Origin of the sequence: Streptosporangium sp. NPDC023615 (assembly GCF_040640155.1) — a bacterium.
Taxonomy (GTDB): Bacteria; Actinomycetota; Actinomycetes; order Streptosporangiales; family Streptosporangiaceae; genus Streptosporangium.
In genome coordinates this window covers 232102-246111 of record NZ_JBFABE010000006.1, presented here as the reverse complement: position 1 = coordinate 246111, position 14010 = coordinate 232102, and the positions used below count along the sequence as shown (strand labels likewise).

The following is a 14010-nucleotide window of genomic DNA, read 5'->3' as shown; positions in this document are numbered from 1 at the left end:
CGGCTCAGGACTGGGAACCATCCGGTGGGTGGTCGAGCGGACCTTCGCCTGGCTAAACCAGTTCAAACGGCTGCGCATCCGCTACGAACACCGCGCCGATCTCCATCAAGGTCTGCTCGATCTGGCATGCAGCCTCATCTGCCTGCGCCGACTCCGAACCTCATTCTGAAACCGTCAGTAAGCGAAGTGCGCCGCTTCGCAGGGCAATCGCGGACGCACATCGTCATCAGTGGGCCTTCTTCATCCTGAAGCCGCAGCTCAAAGCGGGTGAACCAGCAGAGGTGAGCACTGCGCGTTTTTCACCCTGCCTCGCGCATTTGAAGCGTTAGGACGGCTTTGACTAGCTGGCCTGCGCGAAGAGGGCAGCAGCGGAGTTTGCGCAGGATGCGCTAGGTTTTCAGTACGGCATTGGCGCGCTCGCTGGGACCGCGGAGCTTGGCGTGGGCGGAGTTGGCTGTCTTCTGTGACTGGGGCTTGCCTCGGCCCTTGTAGGGCACCAGTACGCGTGGACCTGCACCGACGTAGGCCTTGTCGGCCAGCGCGATGAGTCCGCAGGCGTGCAGTCGGCGGATGAGGCCCCAGATTCGGGTCGCCTTGAGGTCGTGCACCGAACCGGGCAAGGAGCCGGAGGTCCACAACGGGGTGCCGTCCGGGGCGGCGATGACCTGGATGTTCATGCCGTGCATCGTGTGTTTGCCGGAGTAGTGGGGCCGGTCGGCGGCTACTCGGTCGATGGGGATGAGCGTGCCGTCCAGCACGACGAAGGCGTATCCGGCGCGCTTGGCCGTGCGAAGCGCCTGATCGAGGGTGGGTGAGCGTTAGGCGAGCAGGGTGACGGCCGCGCGGACGTAGCGCCGGGCGGTGGCCGTGCCGATGTCGAACCCTGCGGCGATCTGGGCGAATGTCTCACCTTTGCGCAGGTAGGCCAGGACAAGGAGGGCTTGCCGGCCGGGGTTGGGTCTGCGCCGGGACGAGTTGATCGTGGCTCGGTGACGGCGGATCACGCCGGCGAGGTAGGTCAGGGTCCGGGGTGACAACGGCAGCGCAGCACGATAGGACAGCACACGAGCCTCTGGTGTGATGGTTGATCTCGGTCGACACCCCTTCTACTAGTGTGGTGCGTGTCCATCCCCTGAAAGCCCCGCTGACCGGCGGGCTTGGCGACGATGTACACCACGATGCCCAGCACCTGCCGTGCCCAGAGCACCAACCGTCCGGCGAAACCTTGGTCGGCGAACACCACCCGGCAGCGGCCGCTCAAGTACAGCCCCAGCAGCATGGTGGTGGCACCGGCGCGGTCCTGCACGCCGGCCGGGCGCACCATCACCGCCAACAGCAGACCGAGCGTGTCGGTGACCACGAACCGTTTGCGGCCGTTGATTTTCTTGTTCGCGTTGTAGCCGCGACTGTCACGGCCAACGGTGTCGGCGCCCTTGACGCTTTGGGAGTCCAGCACCGCCGCCGACGGCTCGGCCTGGTGGCCGGCCTCCTTGCGGGCCCGCCGGCGCAGCACGTCCACGATCTGCTGGGTCACTCTTTGGTCTTCCCAGCGTACGAAGTGCCAGTAGACGGTCTGCCAGGGCGGGAAGTCGGCCGGTAGTTGCCGCCATGAGCAGCCGGTACGCACCACGTACATGATCGCGTCCACGACCTCGCGTCGTGGATGCTTGTCGGGGCGGCCGTCCCAGTGTGGCGCGGGAAGCAGTGGCTCGATCAGCGCCCATTGCTCATCGGTCAGGTCAGAGGGGTAAAAACCGGTCTCGTGTCATGCCTTACCCATACCCACCTGGCACAACAGACCAATGATCACCTCTCAAACACCTACTTACAGGGCCTTTGACGCTGGGCTTCGACCCCGCCCGTTTCCAGACGAAACCGCCAGCCTGCTACCGGCCCTCCTGGCAGCTACCCGGACCGGACTCACACCGGCGAGCGACGACGAGCTTACGAACAACAAGATGAGCCGCTACGTCACGGCTTCATCTCCTGTTCTGCTGGGCGCACGAAAAAGGGTCAATATTTCTTGGCTATCTTCGCCCTATTAGATGGAAACTCGCCGTTACCAAACCTCCATTGCCGCACGAAGCGACGATCGTCATGGGATATAGCATAACGCAGCGCATTGAGATCTTGGCTTGGCTCGCGCCCAAGTTGACTTTCTAACTTCTCATGAAGTTGGCCGTATGCAACGTATGCTTTATCAGGATATCCGCCAAAATAATAGGCGCACATGAGATGACCCCAGCCATGCTCACGAAGAGGATCCTGATCGATAACCGAAAGGATATCGGAGATAAGTTCCATAGAGTACCCGAGAGCTAGTTTCGCTTCTATCAAGCGCTCTTGCGCCACTAGACTGAGTTCGGCGAACTTATCGAATCGTGCCCGCAACCTCGCAGAAGCACGACAGTCCTGACCTACCGACCCCTTCCACAATTGAATGGCCAGACCGAGCTCGATGATAACATCGGGGTACGATCCCCTGCGCAGTGCCTGGAAACCTCTATCCGCTAACCAGGCGAAACGATGAACGTCCACATCACCGGGGTCAACAGTTAGGCGGTAGCCACTGCCACTGCCACCGCGCAGCGTTGCCAGGCAATCCCCCAGTGAGGGGTCGGCCGCCCGTAGCTGGCGACGCAACTGAGATACGTACAACCGCAGGTTCTTGGCTGCGGACGCCGGCGGTGGGTCATCCCAAAGCGCCAGCACCAGGCGTTCGAAGGGAACAGCGTTTCCCTTCTCGAGGAGAAGTGCCGCCAAGACACCTCGGACCATTGGGGACGATACATCCACAACTCCCCTAGCCGCATGGATCTGCACTGCACCCGACAGTTGAAAACGCACTCGTCCCCCGCTGCAGACGTACACATTACTTCTACCGCAATCTACTTATAAAGTAACTATTATCAATGCTAATGTCAACTCGCATTGGCAATCAAACCCAATCAATTGTCTAGGCTGGCACGAACACTCAGTGGCTCTACGTGAACATCTGACTACAGGATCCATGTCTGGTGGATATAGCTGAAGGCGCTTACGCCGCTAGTTTTCCAGCCGTACTTAGTGATCTCTGTTGCCTTGTCGCTGGTAATGGGCTCGGCGAGCACGTGTCTGGTGGCGTATGCACCACGCTGACCAATGCCGGATATGATGCTCATCGATGGATGGCCGGGTGAGCGATGCGAACAGCTGATGGATCCCATTAGGGCCTGTTCTGAGTTCAGATCGTGAGGTTGTGCTGCGCGGTGCCGTCCGGCCCTGGTAGGCGAAGGGGTATGACGCGTGGTGACCTCACCGATGATGAGTGGGCCTTGGTCCAGCGGTATCTGCCGCTGGGTGAGCGGGGGCCGATCCCGGATCTGCGGCGGCAGTTCAACGCCGTGATGTGGAATTTCCGCGTCGGCGGTCCGTGGCGGGACCTGCCTGCCGAGTACGGCTCATGGTCTACGGTCTATGACCGTTTCCGTTCGTGGGCGGTCGCGGGCGTCTTGCAGAACCTGATGGAGGCTATGATCGGTGAGGCCGCCGCCCGCGGGCAGGCGGACCTGGACCTGGTCAGCGTGGACTCCACGACGGCTCGCGCTCATCATCACGCCGCGGGGATGGCACTCGATCCGGTGCTGCTGCAGGAGTTGGAGAAGGCGGCCGAGGAGGAAAGGGTCTGTCCAGTTAACGGCTCTGGCACGAATCCGGTGGTGACGGAGTGTGCGGGCTGGCAAGGTGATCTTGGTGTGCCTCGAAAGTCTTGAAGATGCTGTTCCCGCAGTTGGCCGACGTGGTCCTTGAGCAGGTGATCATAGAGCAGCAAGTCGTGCGGGTACGGGCCCGAACACGATCGGTAGCGGCATCCTGCCCCGACTGTGGGGTCCCGGCCCGGCGAGTGCATGCCTACCACACGCGGCGTCTTGCTATCCCATCCTCGGGGAGAGGGAACTGCGGGCGCTGCGTCCCAGCCTTCTTCAGACGTGGTTGCACGGTCTTCAGAAGAAGCTCGCCCCGAACTACGTCCGGACCGTCTTCGCTCACCTGTCCGCGCTTCTGAACGCCGCCGTGGATGACGGGGTGATCCCCAAGAATCCCTGTCACGCGGGATCGGTGAAGCCGCCGAGAGCGGAGTCCAAGAAGATCACGCCGTGGTCGGTGGAGCAGGTGAAGACCGTCGCCGGTGCCGTGGCACGACGTTACGAGGTGATGGTCCAGGCGGCTGCGACGCTCGGGCTCCGTCAAGGTGAGGCGTTCGGCCTGGCCGTCGAGGACATCGACCTGGCGGCCGGAGTCCTCCATGTACGGCGGCAGGTCAAGATGCTGAACGGCCGTCAGATGCTCTTCGCACCGCCCAAGGGCGGCAAGGTCCGTGATGTTCCCCTGCCGGAGAGCCTTGCCCTGCGCCTCTCCGATCACCAGCTGGCCTTTCCACCGGTCGAGATCACGTTGCCCTGGCGGATGCTGGAAGGGCCGCCGCACTCGGCAGAGCTGATCTTCACGACCAGGCTGCACAGCCTGATCGATCGGACCGAGTTCAACCGCTTCGTCTGGAAGCCGACCCTGATCAAGGCGGGCATCCCGACGACCCGCGAGAACGGCTTCCACATGCTCCGCCACCACTTCGCCTCGGTGCTCCTGGAGCGGGGTGTGTCCATCAAGGCCGTGGCCGACTTCCTCGGGCACGCGGACCCCGGATTTACCCTACGGACCTACACGCACCTGATGCCCTCCAGCGAGGACCGCATGAGGCAGGTCATCGAAGATGCGTGGGCGACGGGCCGATGTGCCCTGGATGTGCCCTGAGAGCCCCACCAAACGAGATCACCACAGGTCAGAAGCCCGGCGGCTCAGAACATCGAGATGTGCACGTGGTCGATGTGGTTGGCGGTGTTGCCGCCGCGGTTGGACATCATCCGCCAGCCGGCGCCGGTGCGGACGTCGTAGTAGCGCTGCTGCCAGATGATGTACATGACCCCGTACTTCTGGCCGTTGTCGATGGCCCACTGGGCGAGGCGGTTGCCGCGGTCGAGGGCCTCGGCGGTGGGGACGCGGCCGCCGGTGCTCATCATGAAGTCGCAGGCCCGGCCGCTGCCGTGGTCGCCGGGGTCCCCGGGGCGCAGGCAGCCGTAGCCGTAGGGCATGGGGAAGTTCTGCAGCACCGTGTTGCGCATGGTGATCGTGCGGGGGGTCAGCCCGCCGCTGCCCGAGGGGGTCTGGAAGCCGTACTTGGCCAGCAGTCTCTCGATCCTGATCCGCTGGGCCTTGAGGTCGGCGATGTCCTTCTTGAGCTTGACGATCTTCGCGTCGGCGGCCTCCTCGGCCGTCTTGGCCCTCTTGATGAGCCGCTTGACGCGGTTGAGCTGGTTGGCGCGGTAGCTGGCGAGGTAGGAGGTGGTCACGGCCCGGTTCAGGGCGTGGGAGGCGTCACCCTGCATGGCGAGCAGGCCGCCCTCGCTCAGGGCGCCGCCCATGTAGCTGGCCTGGGCGAACCGTACGACGTCGCTCTTGGCGGTGGCCAGGGCCCGCTTGAGGCTCCTGGCGTTGGAGGTGGCCTTGCTGGCCTGGACCCGGGTCTCCTCCAGGCTCTGCACCTGGCCGCGGTAGTTCTTGTTGAGCTGCGCGGCCTCCCGGGTGAGCTTCCTGAGCTCGACCTCGGGGTTGGGCCGTGCGGCGCGGTCGGGGGCGGCGCCCGCCGACACCGGGGTCAGGAGCAGCGCGGCGAGCACGCCGGCCAGCACGGCTGGGCGAGTCGGCCTCACGCTTCGCTCACCTCCAGGGCCCCTCGCGGACGGAGCGAAACTATAGGAGACGATCTTGAAGCTCGCCACCGGAACGGAGGAAGTCACACACCAATGACGAACTATCTACCACTTTAGAGTGATTTAACCAAAATAAGACTACATATCAGGCTTCACTCAAGTGAATCCTCGCACAGCGCGCCCCAGCACGCGCACGGATCCGGGATTCCCCCTCTTGCCACCGGAGACAGAACATGATTCGGTTCAGAGGGGCCGGGGGTCTTGTGGCCCCCCTTCCGGCGGATGACACTTGTCCAAGCAAGCATTCGCTCAAAATTTGACTCTGGCCCGCCCACCAGGAGGCTTCACATCATGCGTCAGCACGACACGCTCTTCATCGGGGGCGACTGGGTGGCCCCCGCCGGGACCGGCACCATCGACGTCGTCTCCCCGCACACCGAGGAGATCGTCGGCCGGGTGCCCGACGGCACCGCCGCCGACATGGACCGGGCGGTGGCCGCGGCCCGCCAGGCGTTCGACCACGGCCCGTGGCCCCGGATGACGATGCCCGAGCGCGCCGCCGTCGTCGGCAGGCTCGCCGAGCTCTACGCGGCCCGCCAGGGCGAGATGGCGGAGATCATCACGGAGGAGATGGGATCCCCGATCACCTTCTCGCAGATGGCGCAGGCCCCGCAGCCGCTGGGCATGCTCCAGTACTACGCCGAGCTCGGCAAGACCTTCCCCGTCGAGGAGGAGCGCCCCGGCACGTTCGGCACGGTGACCGTGCGCCGCGAGCCGGTCGGCGTGGTCGCCGCCGTGGTCCCGTGGAACGTCCCGCAGTTCGTCATCATGATCAAGCTTGCCCCCGCCCTGGTCGCGGGCTGCACGGTCGTGGTCAAGCCCGCGCCCGAGACACCGCTCGACTCCTACCTCCTGGCCGAGATGATCAAGGAGGCGGGCATCCCCGACGGCGTCGTCAACATCGTCGCGGCCGGGCGCGAGGCGGGCGAGCACCTGGTCTCCCACCCGGGGGTGGACAAGGTCGCCTTCACCGGTTCCACCGCCGCCGGGCGCCGCATCGCGGCCATCTGCGGCGAGCAGCTCAAGCGCTGCACCCTGGAGCTGGGCGGCAAGTCCGCGGCGATCATCCTCGACGACTGCGACCTGCCCTCGGCCATGGGCTTCCTGTCGATCGCCTCGATGATGAACAACGGCCAGGCCTGCGTCGCCCAGACCCGCATCCTGGCCTCGCGCAACCGCTACGACGAGGTCGTGGACGCGGTCGCGTCGATGGTGCGCGGCATGCGGGTCGGTGACCCGTCCGACCCGGCGACCGGCATCGGCCCGCTGGTGGCCAAGCGCCAGCAGGAGCGGGTCGAGGGCTACATCAAGATCGGCATCGACGAGGGCGCCAAGCCGGTCGTCGGCGGGCTGGACCGGCCGCACGACCGCGGCTGGTACGTGGCCCCGACCGTCTTCGCCGGTGCCACCAACGAGATGCGCATCGCCCGCGAGGAGATCTTCGGCCCGGTGCTGACGGTCATCCCGTACGAGGACGAGGCCGACGCGGTCCGGATCGCCAACGACAGCGACTACGGGCTGGCCGGGACGGTGTGGACCGCCGACGCCGAGCGCGGTATGGACATCGCCCGCCGGGTGCGCGCGGGCACCTACGGCGTCAACTTCTACATGATCGAGAACAGCTCGCCGTTCGGCGGCTTCAAGGGCAGCGGTCTCGGCCGCGAGCTGGGCCCCGAGGGGCTCGCCTCCTACCTGGAGTACAAGTCGATCGCCCACATGTGAGACGGCTCCCGGTGTGACGCTCCGGGGCCGGACCGGGCCGGACCGGGTCGGACCGGGCACCCGCCGGCCCGGCCCCGGAGCGCTCCCGCGGGAACACCGGCCGGACGGGCGGTCCTGCCCGCCCCCGCGACGCTGGGCGACCGTCCGGTCACAAGAAGTATGTCCCATGGCGACCGTCGAGCCGTGTTCCGTACCCGGTGGACTTCTCCTGGGGGATTTCATCCGTCCCCTATGGGGGGACGTGTTTTCACCCGTCGTGGCGGGAGATGACCGACAGTGTCTGCCGGGCGATCTCGAACTCCTCGTCCGTGGGGATCACCGCGACCCGGACCCTCGCGCCGTCGGGTGAGACGACCGTGTCGCCCCGCTCGTTGCGGGCCGGGTCGACGGCGACGCCCAGCGCCTCCAGGCCGGCCAGCGCCCTGGCCCTGACCGGGGCGGAGTTCTCCCCGACGCCGCCGGTGAAGGCGATGACGTCGACCGTGCCCAGGACCGCGTAGTAGGCGCCGACGTACTTGCGCAGCCGGTGGCAGTAGACCGACATGGCCAGCTCGGCGTCCTCGTCTCCCGCCTCCACCCGCTCGGTCACGGCGCGCATGTCGTTGTCCCCGCACAGGCCGAGCATGCCGCTGCGCCGGTTGAGCAGCTCGTCGATCTCGTCGAGGGACATCTCCCCGGTGCGCGCCAGGTACAGGACGGCCGCCGGGTCCAGGTCGCCGCTGCGGGTGCCCATCACCAGCCCCTCCAGCGGCGTCATGCCCATGGAGGTGTCCACGCACCGCCCGGCGGAGACCGCCGAGGCGCTGGCGCCGTTGCCCAGGTGCAGCACGATCACGTTCGCGTCCGGGTCGCCGGCCAGGCGGGCGGCCTCGCGGGAGACGTAGGCATGCGAGGTCCCGTGGAAGCCGTAGCGCCGCACGCCCAGGCGCCCGGCGAGCTCGCGGTCGATCGCGTACGTCGAGGCGGCCGGCGGGATCGTCGCGTGGAAGGCGGTGTCGAAGACCGCGACCTGCGGGAGGTCGGGGCGCAGGCGCCGGGTGACCTCGATGCCGGCCAGGTTGGCCGGGTTGTGCAGGGGGGCGAGCGGGACGAGCTCTCGGATCCCGGCGACCACCTCGTCGGTGATGGGCGTGGGCTCGGTGAAGGCCGTGCCGCCGTGCACCACCCGGTGCCCGATCGCGGCCAGTTCCGGGGAGTCGAGCCCCAGGCCCTCGGCGGCGAGCCGCTCGGCGACGGTCTCCAGCGCCGCCTCGTGGTCGGGCACGGGCGAGCCGTCCTCGCCGATGCGCTCCACCGTGCCGGAGGCCAGCCGCTCGGCGCCCTCCAGGAGCCGGTACTTCACCGAGGACGACCCCGAGTTGAGGACGAGCACCCGTGCGGGTCCGCCCGCCCGGTCCCGGTCCCCGTCCCGGCCGTCGCGCCCCGGGGATCCGGGGGATCCGGGGGACGCGGGGGACGCGGGGGACGCGGGGGACGCGGGGGACGCGGTCCGGTCGTCGTGGTCGCTCACGGGTTGACCTCCTGTGCCTGGACGGCGGTGATGGCGACGGTGCTGACGATGTCGGTGACCAGGGCGCCGCGCGACAGGTCGTTGACCGGCCTGCGCAGTCCCTGCAGGACGGGGCCGACCGCCACCGCCCCGGCCGAGCGCTGCACGGCCTTGTAGGTGTTGTTGCCGGTGTTGAGGTCCGGGAAGATCAGCACGGTCGCCCTTCCCGCGACCCGCGAGCCGGGGAGCTTGGCGGCGGCCACCCGGGCGTCCACCGCCGCGTCGTACTGGATGGGTCCCTCGACCAGCAGGTCGGGCGCGCGCTCGGCGACCAGGGCGGTGGCGGCGCGGACCTTGTCGACCTCGGCGCCCCTGCCGGACTCACCGGTGGAGTACGACAGCATCGCGATCGCGGGCTCGACGCCGAACCGCCTCGCCGTGCGGGCCGAGGAGATCGCGATGTCGGCGAGCTGCTCGGCGTCCGGGTCGGGGTTGATCGCGCAGTCGCCGTAGACGAGCACCCGGTCGGCCAGGCACATGAAGAACACCGACGAGACGATCGAGGTGTCCGGGACCGTCCTGATGATCTGGAAGGCGGGCAGGATCGTGGCGGCCGTGGTGTGGGCGGCGCCGGAGACCATGCCGTGCACCAGGCCCCGGTGCAGCATCATCGTGCCGAAGAAGTTCACGTCGGCGACCACGTCCATGGCCAGCTCGGGGGTGACGCCCTTGTGCGCCCTCATCTCGGCGTACTCGCGGGCGAAAGACTCGCGCAGCGGCGAGGTCAGGGGGTCGGCGACGTTCACGCCGGACAGGTCCAGGCCGAGGTCGCCGATCCGGCGGCGCACCACGTCCTCGCGGCCCAGCAGGGTGATGTCGACGATGCCGCGCCGCAGCAGGACGTCGGCGGCCCGCAGGATCCGGTCCTCCTCGCCCTCGGGCAGCACGATGTGCCGCCGGTCGGCGCGGGCCCGCTCCAGCAGCGTGTGCTCGAACATCATCGGGGTGACCCGCCGCGAGCGGGTCAGCTCGATCCGGTCGGCCAGGGCCGCGGTGTCCACGTGGGCCTCGAAGTGCCCCAGGGCCGTCTCGATCTTGCGGGGGTTGTCGGCGGTGAGCCGTCCCTCCAGGCCCGCCAGGGTGGTCGCGACCGTGAAGCTGTCCGCCTCCGCGGCGAGGACCGGGACGCCCGGCGCCAGGCGGGCGGTGAGCGCCCGCACCGCCTCGGTGGGTCTCTCCCCCAGGGTGAGGACCACCCCGGCGGGGCGCGCCGTGCCGGCGGCCTCCACGGCGAGCGAGGCCAGCAGCAGGTCCGCGCGGTCGCCGGGCGTGATCACCAGCGCGCCGTCGGTCAGGTGCTCCAGGAAGACCGGGAGCGTGGCCCCGCCGAAGACGAACCCGAGCACGTCGCGCAGGAGCCCGTCCTCGTCGCCCTGGACCGTCTCGGCGTCCACGGCGTGCATGACCTGTCCGACGGTCGGCGCCGAGAGCGAGGGGCGCTCGGGGATGGCGTAATGGGGCACCGGCAGGTCGCACTCGATGACCGTGCCCTCCGGCACCCGGTTGGCGATCACCGCCAGCACCGTGCAGCCGAGGTCGGAGAAGACCTGGTGGCCGGTACGCATCTCGGTGGCGATCTCCTCGGCGTCGTCGCCGTGCGCGCCCACCACCACGATCACCGGGGCGCCGAACTCGGAGGCCAGGCGGGCGTTGAAGGCCAGCTCGCGGGGCAGGTCGTCGGTGTCGAAGGAGCTGCCCAGCACCAGCAGCGCGTCACACTCGCGCTCCAGGGTGTGGAACCGGGCGACCAGCCGGCCGATGAGCTCCTCGGCGCCCTTCTCGGCGTAGATCTCGGCGGCGTCCTCGGCGGTCACCCCGGTCGCCGAGGCCGTGGGACGGTACCTGCGCCGCAGAAGTTCCAGGATGCGGTCCTCACCGCCCGCCGTGATCGGGCGGAACACCCCGACGCGGTCGGCCCGCCGGGTGAGCAGCTCCATCAGGCCGAGTTCGACGATCTGCCTGCCGTCTCCCCGGCCGAGCCCCGCCACGTAGATGCTCCGCATGAACCCTCTCCACCTCTTCGCGCCGTCGCGTTCCGCCCCGCCGGCCGCCGGGACGCCGATCCCCGGTGGGCCGGTCGTCAAGAGGAGTAAACACCGTCCCGGGGGCGGGACCGGGCGGAGGCCCACTCCCCGATGCGGCGGACCAGCCCGGGGGTCGCCGCGTTCTCGGCGTGGCCGTACCCGGGCTCGACCCACAGTTCCCTGGGCTCGCCCGCGGCCTCGTGGAGCTGGTGGGCGTGCTCCAGCGGGAAGAAGCCGTCCGCGTCGCCGTGCACGATCAGCAGCGGCACCGGCGAGATCTTCGCGACCGCCTCGTACGGCGCCAGCGGCAGCGGGTCCCACACCCCCTTCATGATCCGCGTGCGCTTGCCGAGGCGCGCGGCCAGCCGCCCGGCCGGTCGCTCGATGGCCCAGTGCACCTGGCGCATCGGCCGGGTCCCCCGGTAGTACCAGCGCGCGGGCGCGCTCACCGAGACCACCGCGTCCACCCCGCCGAGCATCCCGGCGTGCCGCAGGACCACCGCCCCGCCCATGGAGAACCCGACGGTCACCACCCGGCGGTAGCCGATCGTCCTGGCGTGCCGCACCGCCGCCTCCACGTCCCAGATCTCCAGGTCGCCCACGGTCGACTCCCCCGCCGAGCGGCCGTGCCCCCGGAAGTCGAACGCGAGCACCCCGCCGAATCCGCTCAGCACGTGGGCGATCCGGCGGTTGGGGCGTCCGCGCAGCGAGCCGGTGAATCCGTGGGCCAGTACGATCCCGAGGTCGCCCGCCCCGCGCGACGGGGTGTGCGCGGCGTCGATCCGCAGGTCGTCGCGGGTCCTGAGCGTCACGGGGAAGGTCGGCGCGAGAGGCATGGGTCGAGCTTAGGAGAGATCCCTCCCGGCGGGTTCACGGCTCCCCGAGGGCGAAAAAGGGCACCCCGAGGGGCGAAAAAGGGGACGGGAGGGGCGAACCGGTGCACTTCATGTGCTGAAGACGTGAAGAGCGATTGTCCGGATCAACTAAAATAGGAGGGCCGCACGGTCCGCGGCAAGCCTCCACGATCACAGAGTGAGACTCCATCATGCCTTTGAACAGCCGCGACGACCTGCGGAACATCGCGATCATCGCGCACGTCGACCACGGCAAGACCACTCTCGTGGATGCCATGCTCTGGCAGTCCGGCGCCTTCCGCGTCAACCAGGACGTGGACGACCGTGTCATGGACTCCAACGACCTCGAGCGCGAGAAGGGCATCACCATTCTCGCGAAGAACACCGCCGTCAAGCACGGCGGCATGACGCTCAACATCATCGACACCCCCGGTCACGCCGACTTCGGTGGCGAGGTCGAGCGCGGCCTGTCGATGGTCGACGGCGTGGTGCTGCTCGTCGACGCCTCCGAGGGCCCGCTCCCGCAGACGCGGTTCGTGCTGCGCAAGGCGTTCGCCGCGAAGATGCCGGTCATCCTCTGCATCAACAAGGTCGACCGTCCCGACGCGCGGATCAAGGAGGTCGTGGACGAGGTCTACGAGCTCTTCATCGACCTGGACGCCACCGAGGAGCAGATCGACTTCCCGATCGTCTACGCCTCGGCCAAGGCCGGCCGCGCCTCGCTCAACCGTCCCGAGGACGCCGGCATGCCGGACTCCGAGGACCTGGAGCCCCTGTTCGACGTCATCAAGAACACGATCCCGGCGCCGGTGTACGACCCCACGGCCCCGCTGCAGGCGCACGTCACCAACCTGGACGCCTCGTCCTACCTGGGCCGGATCGCGCTCTGCCGCATCCACCAGGGCACCATCAAGAAGGGCCAGCAGGTCGCCTGGTGCCGCACCGACGGCTCCATCCAGCGGGTGAAGATCACCGAGCTGCTGATGACCGACGCGCTGGAGCGCAAGCCCGCCGAGGAGGCGGGTCCCGGTGACATCATCGCGATCGCCGGCATCCCGGACATCATGATCGGTGAGACGCTGGCCGACCCCGAGGACCCGCGCCCGCTGCCCCTGATCACGGTCGACGAGCCCGCGATCTCCATGACCGTCGGCACCAACACCTCGCCGCTGGTCGGCCGGGTCAAGGGTTCCAAGGTCACCGCCCGCATGGTCAAGGACCGGCTCGACAAGGAGCTCGTCGGCAACGTGTCGCTGCGGGTCCTGCCGACCGACCGTCCCGACGCCTGGGAGGTCCAGGGCCGTGGCGAGCTGGCGCTGGCCATCCTGGTCGAGCAGATGCGCCGCGAGGGGTACGAGCTGACCGTCGGCAAGCCGCAGGTGGTCACCAAGGTCATCGACGGCAAGGTGCACGAGCCGGTCGAGCGGGTGACCATCGACTGCCCCGAGGAGTACCTCGGGGCGATCACCCAGCTCCTGGCCGTCCGCAAGGGCCGCATGGAGCACATGACCAACCACGGCACCGGCTGGATCCGGATGGAGTTCGTGGTCCCGGCCCGGGGCCTGATCGGCTTCCGTACCGAGTTCCTCACCGAGACGCGCGGCACCGGCATCGTCAACCACGTCTTCGAGGACTACGAGCCCTGGTTCGGCGAGCTGCGCACCCGCAACAACGGCTCGCTGGTGGCCGACCGGCCGGGCCCGGTGACCCCGTTCGCCATGCTGAACCTGCAGGAGCGCGGCGTCCTGTTCGTCCAGCCGACCACCGAGGTGTACGAGGGCATGATCGTCGGCGAGAACTCGCGTTCCGACGACATGGACGTCAACATCACCAAGGAGAAGAAGCTCACGAACATGCGCTCCTCGACGAGCGACACGACGGAGACGCTGATCCCGCCGCGCCAGCTCTCGCTGGAGCAGGCGCTGGAGTTCATCCGCGAGGACGAGTGCGTGGAGATCACCCCGGAGCACGTCCGGATCCGCAAGGTCGTGCTCGACGCCTCGACCCGCGCCCGGACCACCGCCCGCGCCAAGCGGACCAACTAGCCCGGCGAA

At 68.1% G+C, this 14010-nt stretch carries 11 protein-coding genes and 1 pseudogene; 5 read left to right on the top strand and 7 right to left on the bottom strand.

The window, feature by feature from the left end; translation table 11 throughout:
• On the top strand, window positions 1–169 hold a 169-nt coding region (locus tag AB0G16_RS07590; RefSeq protein WP_362800219.1), incomplete at its 5' end, for a transposase.
• A gap of 130 nt (window positions 170–299) precedes the next feature.
• Here the strand turns inward: AB0G16_RS07590 and AB0G16_RS07585 are convergent.
• The 3 genes and pseudogenes from AB0G16_RS07585 to AB0G16_RS07575 form a co-directional block, all read right to left on the bottom strand.
• Window positions 300–1064 (bottom strand): annotated as a pseudogene (locus AB0G16_RS07585) (transposase family protein).
• Window positions 1019–1738 carry an IS5 family transposase gene (locus AB0G16_RS07580; RefSeq protein ID WP_362800216.1) on the bottom strand — a complete coding sequence of 240 codons (720 nt, stop codon included), beginning with the start codon at window positions 1736–1738 and terminating at the stop codon, window positions 1019–1021. The pseudogene AB0G16_RS07585 and the gene AB0G16_RS07580 overlap by 46 nt, the downstream one beginning before the upstream one ends.
• Before the next feature lie 275 nt (window positions 1739–2013).
• The gene (locus tag AB0G16_RS07575) at window positions 2014–2763 is read right to left on the bottom strand and encodes an AfsR/SARP family transcriptional regulator (RefSeq protein WP_362800189.1); all 750 of its coding nucleotides are present in this window, start codon (window positions 2761–2763) and stop codon (window positions 2014–2016) included.
• Window positions 2764–3278: 515 nt separating this feature from the next.
• Here AB0G16_RS07575 and AB0G16_RS07570 point away from each other — a divergent pair.
• Window positions 3279–3752, top strand: a complete 474-nt coding sequence (locus tag AB0G16_RS07570; RefSeq protein WP_362800186.1) for a transposase — start codon at window positions 3279–3281, stop codon at window positions 3750–3752.
• Between the two features lie 220 nt (window positions 3753–3972).
• Entirely contained in the window at window positions 3973–4791 is an 819-nt protein-coding gene (locus tag AB0G16_RS07565; protein ID WP_362800183.1) for a tyrosine-type recombinase/integrase, read from the top strand.
• Between the two features lie 44 nt (window positions 4792–4835).
• Here AB0G16_RS07565 and AB0G16_RS07560 read toward each other — a convergent pair whose 3' ends face one another.
• Window positions 4836–5747, bottom strand: coding sequence for a hypothetical protein (locus tag AB0G16_RS07560; protein WP_362800180.1), 912 nt, complete (start codon window positions 5745–5747; stop codon window positions 4836–4838).
• Between the two features lie 351 nt (window positions 5748–6098).
• Here AB0G16_RS07560 and AB0G16_RS07555 point away from each other — a divergent pair, with 351 nt between their 5' ends.
• Window positions 6099–7529: an aldehyde dehydrogenase gene (locus AB0G16_RS07555; protein ID WP_362800178.1), complete on the top strand. Its 1431-nt coding sequence runs from the start codon at window positions 6099–6101 to the stop codon at window positions 7527–7529.
• Window positions 7530–7776: 247 nt separating this feature from the next.
• On the opposite strand, the gene AB0G16_RS07550 is transcribed toward AB0G16_RS07555, so the two are convergent.
• The 3 genes from AB0G16_RS07550 to AB0G16_RS07540 form a co-directional block, all read right to left on the bottom strand.
• Window positions 7777–9039: an acetate kinase gene (locus AB0G16_RS07550; RefSeq protein ID WP_362800175.1), complete on the bottom strand. Its 1263-nt coding sequence runs from the start codon at window positions 9037–9039 to the stop codon at window positions 7777–7779.
• On the bottom strand, window positions 9036–11081 hold the full coding sequence (gene pta / locus AB0G16_RS07545) for a phosphate acetyltransferase (protein ID WP_362800172.1): 2046 nt from the start codon (window positions 11079–11081) through the stop codon (window positions 9036–9038). The genes AB0G16_RS07550 and pta overlap by 4 nt, the downstream gene beginning before the upstream one ends.
• A gap of 77 nt (window positions 11082–11158) precedes the next feature.
• Complete coding sequence (locus AB0G16_RS07540; RefSeq protein ID WP_362800169.1) at window positions 11159–11938, bottom strand: alpha/beta fold hydrolase; 780 nt, start codon at window positions 11936–11938, stop codon at window positions 11159–11161.
• 209 nt (window positions 11939–12147) lie between these two features.
• Here AB0G16_RS07540 and typA point away from each other — a divergent pair, with 209 nt between their 5' ends.
• Complete coding sequence (typA, locus tag AB0G16_RS07535) at window positions 12148–14001, top strand: translational GTPase TypA (protein ID WP_362800166.1); 1854 nt, start codon at window positions 12148–12150, stop codon at window positions 13999–14001.
• Window positions 14002–14010 lie beyond the last annotated feature (9 nt).